Below are 15,770 nucleotides of genomic sequence, written 5' to 3' on the forward strand. Positions count from 1 at the left end.
ATGGCGAGTCCTTCCAGTACCACTGCCGCCCGCGTCCGGCGACAACTGCCGACCAGCCCTTGGCTGTTCGCCGCCCCGGGACTGCTCGTCGTGGGCATCTTCATCCTCTATCCGTTCGTCTCGACCGTGGTCAACGCCTTCACCGACCGCCGGACCCTGATCCCCGGCGAGTTCGTCGGCCTGGCCAACTTCCGGGAGCTGCTGCACGACGAGATGTTCTGGATCGGCCTGCGCAACAGCACGCTGTACGTCCTCGGGGTCGTCCCCGCGCTCGTCCTGCTGCCCCTGCTGCTCGCGCTCCTGGTCCAGAGGAACATCCCCGGCATCGCCTTCTTCCGGTCGGCCTTCTACACCCCGGTCGTCGCCTCCATCGTCGTGGTGGGCCTCATCTGGGTGTGGCTGCTCGACGAACGCGGCCTGGTGAACTCGCTGCTGGAGACGGTCGGGGTCGGCAGGATCGGCTTCCTGAGCGACCAGTGGCTGCTCCTGCTGAGCGCCATGACGGTCACGGTCTGGAAGGGCCTCGGCTACTACATGATCATTTACCTGGCCGCGCTCGCCAACGTGCCGCGCGAGCTGCACGAGGCCGCGGCCGTGGACGGCGCCGGCGCGGTCCGCCGCTTCCTCACGGTCACCGTGCCCGCCGTCCGTTCCACGATGGTGCTCGTCGGCGCGCTCTCCTCGGTCGCCGCCTTCAAGGTGTTCTCCGAGGTGTACCTGATGGCGGGGCCCGGCGGCGGCCCCGCGGGCGAGGACACCACGCTCGTGATGCTCGTCCAGCGCACCGGCACCGGCCTGACCGGCCGGGTCGGCTACGCCTCCGCCATCTCCGTCGTCGTCTTCGTCGTCACCGTCGCGCTGATGCTGCTCGTGCTGCGCGCCGACCGGAAGGAGGACACGTGAGTGTCACCGAGAAGGTGCGTGAGGTGCCGGCCGGTGCGGAGGCGCCCCGTCGTGCCGGCCGCCGGCGTACGCGCGTCACCGATGAGCACGGGAAGCGCGTACGGGTGTGGGAACTCGCCCTGCGGTACGTGCTGTTGCTCGCCGTGCTGGCGCTGACCGTCGGGCCGTTCCTGTGGCAGCTGTCCACCTCGCTGAAGGGACCGACCGAGGACATCTTCAGTTCGCCGCCCAAGTTCCTGCCCGGCGAACCGACCCTGCACAACTACGACCGGGTCGCCCAGACCATCCCCGTGTGGGACTACGCCTTCAACTCGCTGAAGGTCGCCACCGCCAACGTCGTCCTGAACTGCGTCGGCGCGGCGCTCGCGGGCTACGCGCTGGCCCGGCTGCGCTACCGCGGCCGCAAGGTGGCCACGCTCGTGTTCATCCTCGCGATGCTCGTGCCCGTGGAGGGGATCATCATCGCCCAGTTCACGACCATGCGTGAGCTGGGCCTGAACAACACGCTCATCGGCGTCGTCCTGCCCGGGTGCATCGGCGCGATGAACGTCCTGCTGATGCGCAACGCGTTCCTCAACCTCCCGTACGAGATCGAGGAGGCGGCCTTCGTCGACGGCGCGAACACGTGGCAGCGGTTTTTGCGGATCGCGTTGCCCTCGGTGAAGGGGACGCTCGCGGTGGTGGCGATCTTCGCGTTCATGGGGGCGTGGGACGACTTCCTGTGGCCGTTGATCGTGCTCAGCGACCCGGACAAGTTCACCTTGACCATCGGGCTCAACTATCTGCACGGCACCTTCGCCAACGACGAGCGGCTGGTCGCGGCGGGCACGATCATCGCGGTGGCGCCGTTGATCGCCCTCTTCGCCTGCCTTCAGCGGTACTTCTTCCGTGGGGTGGGGGAGGGGGCGGTGAAGGGGTGAGCTCTGCGGTGACCTCGCTTTTCTGGGGTGCCGACCCATCGTTGTCAGGTGCGGCCCAGTGGGGGCTTGTCGCGCAGTTCCCCGCGCCCCTGAAAAGCGACGGCCGGTTGTCGGGTGCCGGTGTCACAGCCCCGCGCTCCTGAAGGCACGAAAGCTGGGGCGCAGCCCCGCTTTCAGGGGCGCGGGGAACTGCGCGGCCAGCCCCCACGCACCCGCACCGTGTGCCCCTGAGGTGCGGCGCCGCCCTGCTCGCAAGGGGCGCCCCAGCCCGTGCAATCCCCCCAGGCACCCCCACATACGCACCACAGAAACAGGACTAGGAACCCCGGATGTCTTCTGCCGTGCGCTTCGGCGTCAACTACACACCGAGTGAAGGGTGGTTCCACAGCTGGCTCGACTTCGATCTCGACTCCGTGCGGGCCGATCTCGACTCGATCGCCGCACTCGGTCTCGACCACATACGGGTCTTCCCGATCTGGCCCTATTTCCAGCCGAACCGCTCACTGATCCGCCCGCGTGCCGTGGAACAGCTCGTGGCGCTCGCGGACGCGGCGGCCGAGCGGGGTATGGACGTCAACGTGGACGGACTGCAAGGTCACTTGTCGAGTTTCGACTTCCTGCCCGCCTGGACCCAGACCTGGCACCGGCGCAGTCTGTTCACCGACCCGGAGGTCGTCGAGGGGCAGGCCGAGTATCTGCGGACCCTCGCCGCCGCCCTCGCCGACCGGCCCAACTTCATCGGCATGACCGTGGGCAACGAGGTCAACCAGTTCTCGGCGGGGCCCCACCCGGACCCCGACCGGACGTCGGCCGACCTGGTCGACGCCTGGCTGGAGCGGATGCTCGCGGCGTGCGAGAAGGGCGCCCCCGGGAAGCTGCATCTGCACGCGGAGTACGACGCCGCCTGGTACCAGGACGACATGCCGTTCACCCCGGCGCAGGCCGCGCGGCGCGGAGCCGTCACCGCCGTGCACTCGTGGGTCTTCAACGGCACGGCCCAGCGGCACGGGCGTACCGGCGTCGCGACCGAGCACCACGCCGCCTACCTGATCGAGCTGAGCAAGGCCTGGGCCGACGATCCTGCGCGCCCGGTCTGGCTCCAGGAGGTGGGTGCCCCGGCGCCGTTGGTCCCCGCCGAGCACGCCGCCGCCTTCACCGAGGCGACCGTCGCGAACGCCCTGGACTGCCCGGACCTCTGGGGCATCACCTGGTGGTGCTCCCACGACGTGTCCCGCGAGCTGGTCGACTTCCCCGAACTGGAGTACGGGCTGGGGTTGTTGAGCAATGACCGCCGGCCCAAGGACAGCGCGCGGGTGCTGGCCCGCGCCGCCCGTTCGGCCCGCGAACACCCGGCCCCGCCCAAGGCCCGTACCACCGCACTCGTCGTCCCCGACGACCCCGCCGGCCGTTCCGTCTGCGCGCCGGGCGGCCCGGTGTTCGAGGCGTTCTTCCGGCTCACCGCCGACGGCGCCCGACCGACCACCGTCCTCGCGTCCCGCGCGAACGACGGGGAGCACCTCACGGCACGAGGCATCACCGAAGTCGTCACCCCGGATCAGACGCACTAGTCCCTCAGGTTCCGTGACCCCCACAGGAAACAAGAACTCCTCCAAGGAGGCACTTGCTCGTGAACCCCACCAGACGCACCGTCCTGCTCGTCGCCGGCACCGGGACGGCCGCCGCCCTGCTCCCGGCAGGACCGGCCGCCGCCGGTCAGGACGCCGCGGCCCGCCCCGCCGCCGAGGCCGCCGCCTCGGCGCTCCAGCCGTACGCGTCCTACTGGTACCCGGACTCGTTCCCCTCCGGCTCACCGGGCGCGGGCATCACCTGGCGCAGTCTGAAGGCGTGGAGCGCCGCCACCGACGCCGACCTGGCCTTCAACACGGCGTCCGTGCCGCTCGCCGAGCGCTTCACCCCGACGCCGGTGAACTCGACGGCCCGCGCCGGACAGGCCCGTATCCAGTCGCTGGTCTCCTTCGGCCCCACCGCGAGCAACCCCTCGCAAGGGGCGGCCACCGCCGACTACTACGCGCTCACCCACTGGAGCTACGTCGACGAGCTGGTCTTCTGGGGCGGTTCGTCCGGCGAAGGGCTGATCCTCGCGCCGAACGCGCCGATCGTGGACGCCGCCCACCGGCACGGCGTATCCGTCCTCGGCAATGTGTTCCTGCCGCCCGCCGCGTACGGCGGCCAGCTGCAGTGGACCCGCGACCTGGTGCAGAAGGACGCGGCGGGGCACTACCCGCTGGCGTCCCAGCTCGTCGCGGTCGCCGAGGCGTACGGCTTCGACGGCTGGTTCGTCAACGCCGAGACGAGCGGCGGGAACGCGGCGCTCGCCACCGACATGCTCGGCTTCCTCACCGAGCTGAAGGCGCTCAGCACGGCGAAGAGGCAGCGCGTCACCTGGTACGACTCGATGACCGTCAGCGGCTCGGTGAGCTGGCAGGGCGCCCTCAACAACCAGAACAGGGTGTTCTACCAGGCCGCCGACACGATGTTCATCGACTTCCGCTGGTCGGCGAGCAGCCTCGCCTCCTCCGGTACGAACGCCCAGCAGATCGGCCGTGACCGCTACGAGCTGTGGGCAGGCGTCGACGTCGAGGCCAACGGCTGGAACCGGTCCGTGAACTGGGACGCCATGGTCCCCAGCGGTTCGGCGCACGTCGTCTCGGTGGGCTTCTACCGGCCCGAGTGGACCCGCAACCACCTGCCCGCCACCCGCACGCCCGGCGACTTCCACGCCGCCGACGACCGCTTCTGGAGCGGCCGTGCACTCGATCCGGCCCGCCCCGACAGCACGGACACCTGGCGGGCGCCCGCCGTCGCCGTCGCCGACCGGTCGACGGTCTCCGGGCTGCCCTTCGCGACCACCTTCAACACCGGGCACGGACTGCGCTGGTACGAGGACGGCGAGGTGACGTCGACGGCTCAGTGGAACCATCTCGGTCTCCAGGACCGGCTGCCGTCCCGGCGCTGGGTCACGCGTACGACAGGGCAGCACCCGGCCGTCACCCTCGACTTCGCCGACGCCTGGCGGGGCGGCAGCAGCGTCCTGGTCGACGGCACCCTGGACGCGCCCACCACCCTCGATCTCTACGGGACCCGCCTGCCGCTCGGCCCGGACACGGTCGTCGAGCTGACCCACCGGGCCGACTCGGGGGACGTGAGCGTGGAACTGGCCGTCGCCACCGCTGAACCGTCCGGTCCGGGGCAGCCGTACTCGTACACGTACTTCCCGGTCGCCGCCGGTGACGGCTGGGAGACCTCGACCGTACGGCTGACCGGGCTGCCCGCGGGCGGCACGGTGCACGCGCTCGGGGTCCGGCTCACCGGGGCAGAGGGCGGTGGTGCCGTGAAGTGGCGGCTCGGCGGGCTCGCCGTACGGGACGGGGATGCCCAGGCGCCCGGCACGCCCGCCGACGCGAGCATCACCGGCGCCTCGGGAGGCGATCTGCGCCTCGCCTGGCGCGCGCCCACCGGCGCCGGCGTACGCCAGTACACGCTCCACCGGGTACTGCCCGACGGCACCCGGCGCTTCCTCGGCGGAACCGCTCAGCAGGCCTTCTTCGTTGGAGGACTGACGGCGGAAGGAGGCGAGAGCGCGGCGAGGTTCGAATTGCGGGCCGTTGGGGAGCTTTACACCGCGTCGGCCCCCGCGACCCTGACCCACACCTGGTGACCGCCGACCACCGGTACCACCGGTAACAGCAACAACCCGCACAACGGAGTTACGGAGCACCCCACATGCATGACGACCGCGGCCTGGTCGAAGCCCGCCTCAAGCGCGTGCTCGACGAGCGCATACGACCCGCCGTGTACCCCGAGTCCCTGCCGCTGGAAGTGGCGGTGTGGAACGCGCCCGGCGAGCCGGTGCCCGTCGAGGAGGGGCTGGCGGCCACGCCGTCCCCGGTGGCGGTCGGCGACAGGTGGGGTGCTCCCTGGGGCACCAGCTGGTTCCGGGTGACCGGGACCGTGCCCGAGGAGTGGGCGGGGAAGACCGTCGAGGCGATCCTCGACCTCGGCTTCGACGAGAACATGCCCGGCTTCCAGTGCGAAGGCCTCGTCTACCGGCCCGACGGGACCCCCGTGAAGGGCCTCAACCCGCGCAACCAGTGGGTACGGATCGGGGCGCCCGTCGCCGGTGGTGAGGAGGTCCGGCTGCACATCGAGGCGGCCTCCAACCCCGTCATCCTCGACTACCACCCCTTCCTGCCGACGCAGCTCGGCGACAAGGAGACAGCCGGCAGCGAACCGCAGTACAAACTGGCGCGGATGGACCTCGCCGTCCTCGACGAGACGGTGTGGCAGCTCGTCATCGACCTGGAGGTCCTCGGCGAACTGATGGCCGAACTGCCGGTCGAGTCCGCGCGCCGCTGGGACATCCTGCGCGCGGTCGAGAAGGCCCTCGACGCCGTCGACCTGCAGAACGTCGGCGCCACCGCCGCCGCGGCCCGCTCCCAGCTGGAAGCGGTGCTGGCGGCTCCGGCCGTGCCCTCCGCCCACCGCATCAGCGCGGTCGGCCACGCGCACATCGACTCGGCGTGGCTGTGGCCGCTGCGCGAGACCGTCCGCAAGGTCGCCAGGACCACGTCGAACATGACCGCCCTCCTGGAGGACGAGCCGGACTTCGTCTTCGCCATGTCGCAGGCCCAGCAGTGGGCCTGGGTGAAGGAGCACCGGCCCGAGGTGTGGACCCGGGTGAAGAAGGCCGTCGCCGACGGGCGGTTCGTGCCCACCGGCGGCATGTGGGTCGAGTCGGACACCAACATGCCCGGCTCGGAGGCCATGGCCCGCCAGTTCGTGCACGGCAAACGGTTCTTCATCGACGAGTTCGGCGTCGACAACGACGAGGCGTGGCTGCCCGACACGTTCGGCTTCGCCGCCGGACTGCCGCAGATCATCAAGGCGGCCGGCTCCAAGTGGCTGCTCACACAGAAGATCTCCTGGTCGCAGACCAACAAGTTCCCGCACCACACCTTCCAGTGGGAGGGCATCGACGGCACACGGATCTTCACGCACTTCCCGCCCGTCGACACGTACAACTGCTCGATGAAGGGCAGCGAGATCGCCCACGCGGCGAACAACTTCAAGGACAAGGGTGTCGCCCGGCACTCCCTCGCCCCGACCGGCTGGGGTGACGGAGGCGGCGGCACGACCCGCGAGATGGTCGCCAAGGCGGCCCGACTTCGCGACCTCGAAGGCTCGGCGACCGTGGTCTGGGAGGCCCCGGAGAAGTTCTTCGAGAAGGCGGAGGCCGAGTACCCGAACGCGCCGGTGTGGGTCGGTGAGCTGTACCTGGAACTGCACCGCGCGACCCTCACCAGCCAGGCCAAGACCAAGCAGGGCAACCGCCGCAGCGAGCACCTGCTGCGCGAGGCCGAGCTGTGGGCGGCGACCGCGGCCGTCCGGACGAAGTTCGCCTACCCGTACGAGGACCTGGACCGGCTCTGGAAGACGGTGCTGCTCCACCAGTTCCACGACATCCTGCCCGGCTCGTCCATCGCCTGGGTGCACCGCGAGGCCCGTAAGACCTACGAGGCGGTGGCCGAGGAACTGAACGGCATCATCGGCGCGGCCCAGCGTGCGCTGGTGGGCGAGGGGACGACCACCCTCGCCTTCAACTCCGCGCCGCACACCCGCGACGGAGTGCCCGCAGGTGGGGCACGGACCCCCGCCGTCGGCGGCGAATGCACGCTCGTGCCGCGCACGGACGGCGGCTTCGTCCTCGACAACGGATGTCTGCGCATCGAGATCGACGAGCGCGGACTGGTGGTCAGTGCCTTCGACCTCGCCGCGGACCGCGAGACCCTCGCGCCCGGCGAGACGGCCAACCTGCTGCAGATCCACCCCGACTTCCCCAACATGTGGGACGCCTGGGACGTCGACGAGTTCTACCGCAACACGGTCACCGACCTGGTCGAGGCCGACGAGGTCGTCCCCGGTGACGACGGGGTCTCGGTCCGGATCGTCCGCACCTTCGGGACGTCCAAGGTCACGCAGGTGCTGTCGCTGGCGCCGGGGGAGTGGCGGCTCGACATCGACACCGAGGTCGACTGGCACGAGACGGAGAAGTTCCTGAAGATGGCCTTCCCGCTCGACGTGCACGCCGAGCGGTACGCGTCCGAGACGCAGTTCGGGCACTTCTTCCGGCCGACGCACACCAACACGTCGTGGGAGGCCGCCAAGTTCGAGGCCTGCAACCACCGGTTCGTCCACATGGAGGAGCCCGGCTGGGGCGTCGCCGTCGTCAACGACTCGACGTACGGGCACGACGTGACGCGTACGGTCCGTGAGGACGGCGGTACGACCACCACGGTCCGGGTGTCGCTGCTGCGCGCCCCGCGCTTCCCCGACCCCGAGACCGACCAGGGCGTGCACCGCTTCCGGCACGCGCTGGTGCCCGGGGCGGCGATCGGTGACGCGGTGCGGGAGGGGTGGCGGATCAACCTGCCCTCGCGGAAGGTCGCCGGCGGGGCCTCCGAGGTCGCGCCGCTGGTGACCGTCGCGCAGGACGCGGTCGTGGTCACGGCGGTGAAGCTGGCGGACGACGGCAGTGGTGACGTGGTCGTCCGCTTCCACGAGTCGAGGGGTGGGCGCAGCCAGGCGACGCTCACGGCGGGCTTCGACGTCTCGTCGGTGACGGTGACGGACCTCTTGGAGCGCCCGCTCCCGGACGCGACGGCCCCCGACCAGGACGGAAGCCGCCTCACCCTGAAACTCCGCCCGTTCGAACTGGTGACGTTGCGCCTCACGCGGGCGTAAGTCTTTCCGGGCCCACGTGAACCTGCGGCCCGGTGGGGGTTGCCCGCGCAGTTCCCCGCGCCCCTGAAGGGCGCGGGCCTGCGGCCCGGTGCGTACCTGCGGCCCGGTGGGGGCTGATCGCGCAGTTCCCCGCGCCCCTGAGGGGCGTGGGCCTGGGGCTGGGTGTGTGCCTGCGGGGCGGTGGGGGTTGCCCGCGCAGTTCCCCGCGCCCCTAAAAGCATGAAAGCTGGAGCGCAGCCCCGCTTTCAGGGGCGCGGGGAACGGCGCGGCAAGCCCCCACCGGGCCCGCAGTGTGCCCACCGGCCCCGGGCTTGCGCCCTTCAGGGGCGCGGGGAACTGTGCGGGCAACCCCCACCGGCCCGCGGGCGAACCGCCACCCCGGCTCGGGCGCAGCTCCAGCCTCCTAAGGCTGGAGCTGGGCCCGGAGCCATTCCTCCACCTCGCCCACGTGCGCCGCCGCAGCCGCCCGAGCCGCCTCCGGATCATGGGCGACCAGCGCCCGGTGGATCGCGGCATGCTCCCGCCGCGTCCGCTCGAACGCCCCCTCCTCCTGATACCCCCGCCACACCCGCGCCCGGAAGGTCCGCGACGACAACCCGTCCAGGATCGCCGCCATCGTCTCGTTGCCCGCGGCTCCCGCGATGACCCGGTGGAACGCCAGGTCGTGGGAGAGGATCTCCTCCGGATCGTCCGTGGCGTTCATGGCCGTCAGATGCTTCTCCACCTCGGCCAGCTGGTCCGCCGTGATCCGCGCGGCGGCCAGCGCCGTCGCCGTCGACTCCAGGATCCGGCGGACTTCGAGCAGTTCGACCAGGCGCGGGCCGCGGGAGAGGTCCGCGACCACCCCGAAGGTCTCCAGCAGATCCCCGGCCTCCAGCTGCGTGACGTAGATCCCGGACCCGTGCCGGGCTTCCAGGACGCCCAGCACGGTGAGCGCCCGGATCGCCTCGCGCATGGAACTGCGCGAGATGCCGAGCTGCGAGGCCAGATCGCGCTCGGTCGGCAGCCGTGCGCCCGGTTCCAGTCGGCCCTCGCCGATCATCGCCTTGATCTGGTCGATGGCGCGCTGTGTCACGGTCCCCTTCGGGGGGGCCGGAGAGGGGGCCGCAGCCGGGGCCGCCGTCGCCGCCTCGGGCAGGCTCTCGTCCACGCCATGTCCTCCTGTCGCCGGATGCGCCGCAGTCTAACCATTCAGGTGGTCCGACCACTACGCGCAGAAACGGCAAAAATCACGGCCCAGGGGTGTTGTGGGAGCGAAGTGGTCTGATAAATATTCCTGGCACCTGCTCGATCGCACTCGATCACGTTCGATCACGCTCAATGAGGAGCCGATAGATGGCCGGCAGAACTGTGCGGTACAGGAACGGGCGAAACGCCTCGCGAGCGATCTGTGTGACGGCCGCGGCCGTCTGCGCCGCCCTCGCGCTCACGGCATGCGGCAGCACCAAGGACACCGTCGACTCCGGCGGCGGCAAGGGCGACGGCAAGGGCAAGGTCGGGGTGATCCTGCCCCTGCTGACCTCGCCGTTCTGGCAGTCGTACAACGACTACGTGCCCAAGATGGCGAAGTCCGAGGACGTCGACGCCCTCAAGACCGTCAACTCCAACAGCGACCCCTCGCAGCAGATCACGGACATCAACAACCAGCTCAACCAGGGCGTGAAGGGCCTCGTCGTGGCCCCCCTGGACAGTGCCGCGATCTCTGCGGGCCTCGACCAGGCCGAACGCAAGGGCGTGCCCGTGGTCGCCGTCGACGTGGCGCCCGAGAAGGGCAAGGTCGCGATGGTCGTCCGTGCCAACAACGTGGCGTACGGGGAGAAGGCCTGCGAGTACCTCGGCAAGCAGATCCCCTCGGGCAAGGTCGTGCAGATCATGGGCGACCTGGCCTCGGTCAATGGCCGCGACCGCTCGGAGGCATTCCGCACCTGCGTCAAGGAGAAGTTCCCGAAGCTGAAGGTTCTGGAGATCCCCGCCAAGTGGGAGTCCGACACGGCCGCCTCGAAGCTGGACACCCTCCTCAACGCCAACCCCGACCTCAAGGGCATCTACATGCAGGCGGGCGGCGTCTACCTCGCGCCCACGCTGCAGACCCTCAAGTCCAAGGGGCTGCTGAAGAAGGCCGGCGAGAAGGGCCACATCTCGATCGTCTCGAACGACGGCATCCCGCAGGAGTTCGACGCGATCCGCAAGGGCCAGATCGACGCCACCGTCTCGCAGCCGGCCGACCTCTACGCCAAGTACGGCATGTACTACATCAAGGCGGCGATGGCGGGGAAGACCTTCGAGCCGGGTCCCACCGACCACGACTCGGAGATCGTCAAGCTGCCCAGCGGCATCCTTGAGGACCAGCTGCCCGCGCCGCTGGTGACCAAGGACAACGTCGACGACCCCGAGCTGTGGGGCAACACGGTCGAATGAGCACACCACTCGTTGAGGCGCGGGGCATCGCCAAGCGGTACGGCCCCACGGTCGCCCTCGCCGACGGACAACTGACCGTGTACGCGGGCGAGTCCCACGCACTCGTCGGCCGCAACGGCGCGGGCAAGTCCACCCTCGTCACCGTCCTCACCGGCCTCCAGGCACCGGACGAGGGCACGGTCCGCTTCGACGGCGAACCCGCGCCCGCGCTCACCGACCGGGACGCCTGGCGGCGCAAGGTGGCCTGCGTCTACCAGAAGCCCACCGTCGTACCGGAGTTGACGGTCGCCGAGAACCTCTTCATCAACCGGCAGCCCCGGAGCCGCGGCGGCTTCATCAGCTGGCGCCGGCTGCGGAGCGAGGCCGCCGAGGTGCTCGACACCTGGGACGTACGTGTCGACCCCGAGGCGCGGACCGCGGACCTCAAGGTCGAGGACCGCCAAATGGTGGAGATCGCACGGGCGTTGAGCTTCGGCGCGCGGTTCATCGTCCTCGACGAACCGACCGCCCAGCTCGACAACCGCGAGATCGAACGCCTCTTCACCCGGATGCGCGCCCTTCAGGAGTCCGGCGTCACCTTCCTGTTCATCTCGCACCACCTCCAGGAGGTGTACGAGGTCTGCCAGACCGTGACGGTCCTGCGGGACGCCCGCTGGATCACCACCGCGCCGGTCGCGGACCTGCCGAGGGCCGCCCTGGTCGAGGCCATGGCCGGGGAGTCCATCGCCGCCGTGGAGGAGAAGGCCGCCCGCGGGGACGTGAACGCCCACGCACCCGTCGTCCTCGAAGCGCACGGGCTGACGTCGGACGCGTACGAGAGTGTCGATCTGAGCGTGCGCGGCGGTGAGGTCGTCGGTCTCGCCGGGTCCAGCGGCAGCGGCAAGATCGAGCTGGCCGAGTCCTTCACGGGGCTGCACACGCCGACCGCGGGCACCGCCCGACTGGACGGACAACGGCTGCCGTTCGGCGATGTGACGGCCGCCCTGCGGGCCGGTGTCGGCTGCGTGCCGCGCGACCGGCACGGCCAGGGACTCGTCTTCGGCATGACCGTCGGCGACAACGCCACCCTGACCGTCCTGGACCGGCTCGGGCGGTACGGATTCGTCGGCACCGAGCGCCGGCGCGGCTTCGCCGGAGAGCTGATCGAACGCCTCGACATCCACACCGAGGGCCCCGACCAGCCCGTGTCCGACCTCTCCGGCGGCAACGCCCAGAAGGTCGTCATGGCCCGCGCCCTCGCCTCCGACCCCCGGCTGCTGGTCCTCATCAACCCCACCGCGGGTGTCGACGTGAAGTCCAAGGAGTCCCTGCTCTCCCGCATGGACTCGGCGCGTGACGACGGCACCGCCGTCCTCGTCGTCTCCGACGAACTCGACGACCTGCGCCGCTGCGACCGCGTCCTCGTCCTCTTCCACGGCCGTGTCGTCGCCGAGCACCCGGCGGGCTGGCGCGACCACGAGCTGATCGCCTCCATCGAAGGAGTGGACCACCATGGCTGACACGAAGGCCCCGTCGGCCTCGGCCCCCACCTCCCTGCGGCCCCTGCGGAGCAAGGCCGACGCCAAGGCCGTACTGCTGCGCAGGGCCCGTGAACTCGCCCTCGTACCAGCCCTGTTGCTGCTGCTGGTGCTCGGCGCGTTCGTCAACGACGCCTTCCTCACCGAGCAGAACATCATCTCCATCCTGGGCGCCTCGGCGGCCCTCGCGATGGTGGTCCTCGCCGAGTCGCTCGTCCTCATCACCGGCAAGTTCGACCTGTCCCTGGAGTCGGTCGTCGGCATCGCGCCCGCCGTCGGCGCGCTGTTGCTGCTGCCCGCCTCGCAGTCCGGCTGGGGCACGGAGCTGCCCGCGGGCATCGCCCTGCTCGCGATCCTCGTCGTGGGCGCGGTCATCGGCGGGTTCAACGGCTTCCTCGTCGTGAAGCTCAAGCTCAACGCGTTCATCGTGACCCTCGCGATGCTGATCATCCTGCGCGGTCTGCTCGTCGGCGCGACCGAGGGCAAGACGCTCTTCGGGATGCCCGACGCGTTCTACACCCTGGCCACCACCACCTTCCTGACCGTGCCGATCTCGGTGTGGCTGGCGGCGGCGGCGTTCGGAGTGGCCGGATTCGTCCTCAAGTACCACCGCTGGGGACGGGCCCTGTACGCGATCGGCGGCAACCCGGACGCGGCGCGCGCCGCCGGTATCCGGGTCGAGCGGGTCATGCTCGGCGTGTTCGTCGTCGCGGGGACGCTGGCCGCGGTCGGTGGTCTGATGCAGACCGGCTATGTCGGCGCGATCAACGCCAATCAGGGGCAGAACATGATCTTCACGGTGTTCGCCGCGGCGGTGATCGGGGGGATCAGCCTCGATGGGGGCAAGGGCACGATGTTCGGCGCCCTTACGGGCGTCCTCCTCCTTGGGGTGGTGCAGAACCTGTTGACCCTTGCGCAGGTGCCGTCCTTCTGGATCCAGGCCATTTACGGGGGGATCATCCTGGTCGCCCTCATGATCGCCCGAGTGACGACCGGCCGGGCGCAGGACTGAGCGTGGTGGGCACCTGCGGGTGCGTTGTGGCCGGCCGCGCAGTTCCCCGCGCCCCTCACGGGGCTCGACCGAAAGGTTTTCCTGTGTCCTCATCCGCCGCTCGCGTCACCGCGGTCGACACCTATGACATCCGTTTCCCCACCTCGCGTGAGCTCGACGGGTCCGACGCGATGAACCCGGATCCCGACTACTCGGCCGCGTACGTCGTCCTGCGGACCGGTGGTGACGACACCGCCGACGGGCCGGAGGGGCACGGGTTCACCTTCACCATCGGGCGGGGCAACGATGTCCAGGTCGCCGCGATCGAGGCGCTGCGTCCGCACGTCGTCGGGCGGTCGGTCGACGAGTTGTGCGCGGACCCGGGATCACTCGCACGCGACCTCACGGGCGACAGCCAACTGCGCTGGCTCGGGCCCGAGAAGGGCGTGATGCACATGGCGATCGGCGCCGTCGTCAACGCCGTCTGGGACCTCGCAGCCAAGCGCGCCCACAAGCCCCTGTGGCAGCTCCTCGCCGACGCCACCCCCGAATGGCTCGTCGCCCAGGTGGACTTCCGGTACATCGCGGACGTCCTCACCCCCGAGGACGCGATCGGCCTGCTGCGCCGGGGCAGGGAGGGCTCGGCGGAACGTACCGCGCTGCTGAAGGAGCGCGGCTTCCCCGGTTACACCACCTCACCCGGCTGGCTCGGCTACTCCGACGAGAAGCTCACCCGGCTGGCCCGCCAGGCCGTCGCCGACGGCTTCACCCAGATCAAGCTGAAGGTCGGCGCGGACCTCGCGGACGACGTACGCCGCTGCCGGGTGGCCCGTGCCGTCGTCGGGCCCGACATCCGGATCGCCATCGACGCCAACCAGCGGTGGAACGTCGACGACGCCATCGAGTGGACCAGGGCACTGGCCGAGTTCGACCCGTACTGGATCGAGGAGCCCACCAGCCCCGACGACATCCTCGGCCATGCCGCCGTCCGCAAGGCCGTCGCACCGGTCAAGGTCGCCACCGGCGAGCACGTACAGAACCGGATCGTCTTCAAGCAACTGCTCCAGGCGGGCGCGATCGACGTCCTGCAGATCGACGCGGCCCGGGTCGGCGGTGTCAACGAGAACCTCGCGATCCTGCTCCTCGCGGCCAAGTTCGGTGTCCCCGTCTGCCCGCACGCCGGCGGTGTCGGACTGTGCGAACTCGTCCAGCACCTCTCGATGTTCGACTACGTGGCGCTCGCGGGGACGACCGAGAACCGGGTGATCGAGTACGTCGACCATCTGCACGACCACTTCCTCGACCCGGTGGTGATCGGGGAGGGTCGCTACATGGCACCCACCCTGCCGGGCTTCTCGGCGACCATGCGGCCGGAGTCCATCGCCGAGTTCACCTTTCCCGGCGGCACATTCTGGGCCGCCGACCTCGAACGGCAGCGGACCGAGCAGCAGGAACAGCAGACGCAGAAGCTGCAGAAGCAGCAGAAGGAGCAGGCGGCATGAGTGACTTCGAGGGACTCAAGGCGCTGGTGACGGGCGGCGCCTCCGGTATCGGCCGGGCCACCGCGGAACTCCTCGCCGCCCGCGGCGCCCAGGTCGCCGTGCTCGACCTGGATCCGGAGGGAGTGGAGAAACCGCTACTCGGGTACCGGGCCGACGTCACCGACGACGAGTCCGTACGCCGGGCCGTCGCCGCCGCGGTCGCCGACCTCGGCGGACTGGACGTGCTGATCAACAACGCGGGCATCGGCGCCCAGGGCACCGTCGAGGACAACGACGACGAGGCCTGGCACCGGGTCATGGACGTCAACGTCGTCGGTATGGTCCGCACGGCCCGCGCCGCCCTGCCGCACCTGCGGAAGTCGTCGCACGCGGCGATCGTCAACACCTGCTCCATCGCCGCCACCGCGGGTCTCCCGCAGCGCGCCCTGTACTCCGCGTCCAAGGGCGCCGTCCTGTCGCTGACCCTCGCCATGGCCGCCGACCACGTCCGCGAGGGCATCCGCGTGAACTGCGTGAACCCCGGCACGGTCGACACCCCCTGGGTCGGCCGCCTCCTGGACGCCGCGCCCGACCCCGCCGCCGAGCGGACCGCGCTGGAGGCCCGCCAGCCCACCGGACGCCTCGTCTCGGCCGGCGAAGTGGCGGGCGCCATCGCCTACTTGGCGAGCCCGCTGTCGGGCGCCACCACCGGCACGGCCCTCGCGGTCGACGGCGGCATGCAGGGGCTGCGGCTGCGCCCGGCGGGCCGGTGACCGGC

At 70.5% G+C, this 15,770-nt stretch carries 11 protein-coding genes; 10 read left to right on the forward strand and 1 reads right to left on the reverse strand.

The annotated features are described in order from the left end of the window. From C6Y14_RS26715 to C6Y14_RS26735, 5 genes are all read left to right on the forward strand, one after another. On the forward strand, positions 1-903 hold the full coding sequence (locus tag C6Y14_RS26715; RefSeq protein ID WP_107019376.1) for a carbohydrate ABC transporter permease: 903 nt from the start codon (positions 1-3) through the stop codon (positions 901-903). Next, the gene (locus tag C6Y14_RS26720) at positions 900-1,823 is read left to right on the forward strand and encodes a carbohydrate ABC transporter permease (RefSeq protein WP_404828835.1); all 924 of its coding nucleotides are present in this window, start codon (positions 900-902) and stop codon (positions 1,821-1,823) included. The genes C6Y14_RS26715 and C6Y14_RS26720 overlap by 4 nt, the downstream gene beginning before the upstream one ends. Before the next feature lie 329 nt (positions 1,824-2,152). Then, on the forward strand, positions 2,153-3,391 hold the full coding sequence (locus tag C6Y14_RS26725; RefSeq protein WP_107019377.1) for a glycoside hydrolase 5 family protein: 1,239 nt from the start codon (positions 2,153-2,155) through the stop codon (positions 3,389-3,391). A gap of 59 nt (positions 3,392-3,450) precedes the next feature. Then, positions 3,451-5,502 (forward strand): endo-beta-N-acetylglucosaminidase, encoded by a 2,052-nt coding sequence (locus C6Y14_RS26730; RefSeq protein ID WP_107019560.1) that lies wholly within the window; start codon positions 3,451-3,453, stop codon positions 5,500-5,502. 65 nt (positions 5,503-5,567) lie between these two features. Continuing rightward, a complete protein-coding gene (locus C6Y14_RS26735; RefSeq protein ID WP_107019378.1) occupies positions 5,568-8,585 on the forward strand; it encodes an alpha-mannosidase in 3,018 nt (1,005 codons plus the stop codon). A 403-nt stretch (positions 8,586-8,988) separates the two neighbouring features. Here C6Y14_RS26735 and C6Y14_RS26740 read toward each other — a convergent pair whose 3' ends face one another. Beyond that, on the reverse strand, positions 8,989-9,735 hold the full coding sequence (locus tag C6Y14_RS26740; protein ID WP_225891295.1) for a FadR/GntR family transcriptional regulator: 747 nt from the start codon (positions 9,733-9,735) through the stop codon (positions 8,989-8,991). 185 nt (positions 9,736-9,920) lie between these two features. On the opposite strand from C6Y14_RS26740, the gene C6Y14_RS26745 reads away from it, so the two are divergent. The 5 genes from C6Y14_RS26745 to C6Y14_RS26765 all read left to right on the forward strand — a co-directional run bounded on the left by C6Y14_RS26745 (position 9,921) and on the right by C6Y14_RS26765 (position 15,765). Next, entirely contained in the window at positions 9,921-11,003 is a 1,083-nt protein-coding gene (locus tag C6Y14_RS26745; RefSeq protein ID WP_107019379.1) for a sugar ABC transporter substrate-binding protein, read from the forward strand. Next, positions 11,000-12,502 carry a sugar ABC transporter ATP-binding protein gene (locus C6Y14_RS26750; protein ID WP_107019380.1) on the forward strand — a complete coding sequence of 501 codons (1,503 nt, stop codon included), beginning with the start codon at positions 11,000-11,002 and terminating at the stop codon, positions 12,500-12,502. The genes C6Y14_RS26745 and C6Y14_RS26750 overlap by 4 nt, the downstream gene beginning before the upstream one ends. Beyond that, positions 12,495-13,532, forward strand: coding sequence for an ABC transporter permease (locus C6Y14_RS26755; RefSeq protein ID WP_107019381.1), 1,038 nt, complete (start codon positions 12,495-12,497; stop codon positions 13,530-13,532). Before C6Y14_RS26750 ends, C6Y14_RS26755 begins: the two co-directional genes overlap by 8 nt. Positions 13,533-13,615: 83 nt before the next feature. Beyond that, positions 13,616-15,013 carry an L-fuconate dehydratase gene (locus tag C6Y14_RS26760; protein ID WP_107019382.1) on the forward strand — a complete coding sequence of 466 codons (1,398 nt, stop codon included), beginning with the start codon at positions 13,616-13,618 and terminating at the stop codon, positions 15,011-15,013. Then, the gene (locus C6Y14_RS26765; protein ID WP_107019383.1) at positions 15,010-15,765 is read left to right on the forward strand and encodes an SDR family NAD(P)-dependent oxidoreductase; all 756 of its coding nucleotides are present in this window, start codon (positions 15,010-15,012) and stop codon (positions 15,763-15,765) included. Before C6Y14_RS26760 ends, C6Y14_RS26765 begins: the two co-directional genes overlap by 4 nt. The last annotated feature ends 5 nt before the right edge of the window (positions 15,766-15,770 follow it).

Origin of the sequence: Streptomyces dioscori (genome assembly GCF_003024195.1) — a bacterium.
Lineage (GTDB): Bacteria > Actinomycetota > Actinomycetes > Streptomycetales > Streptomycetaceae > Streptomyces > Streptomyces dioscori.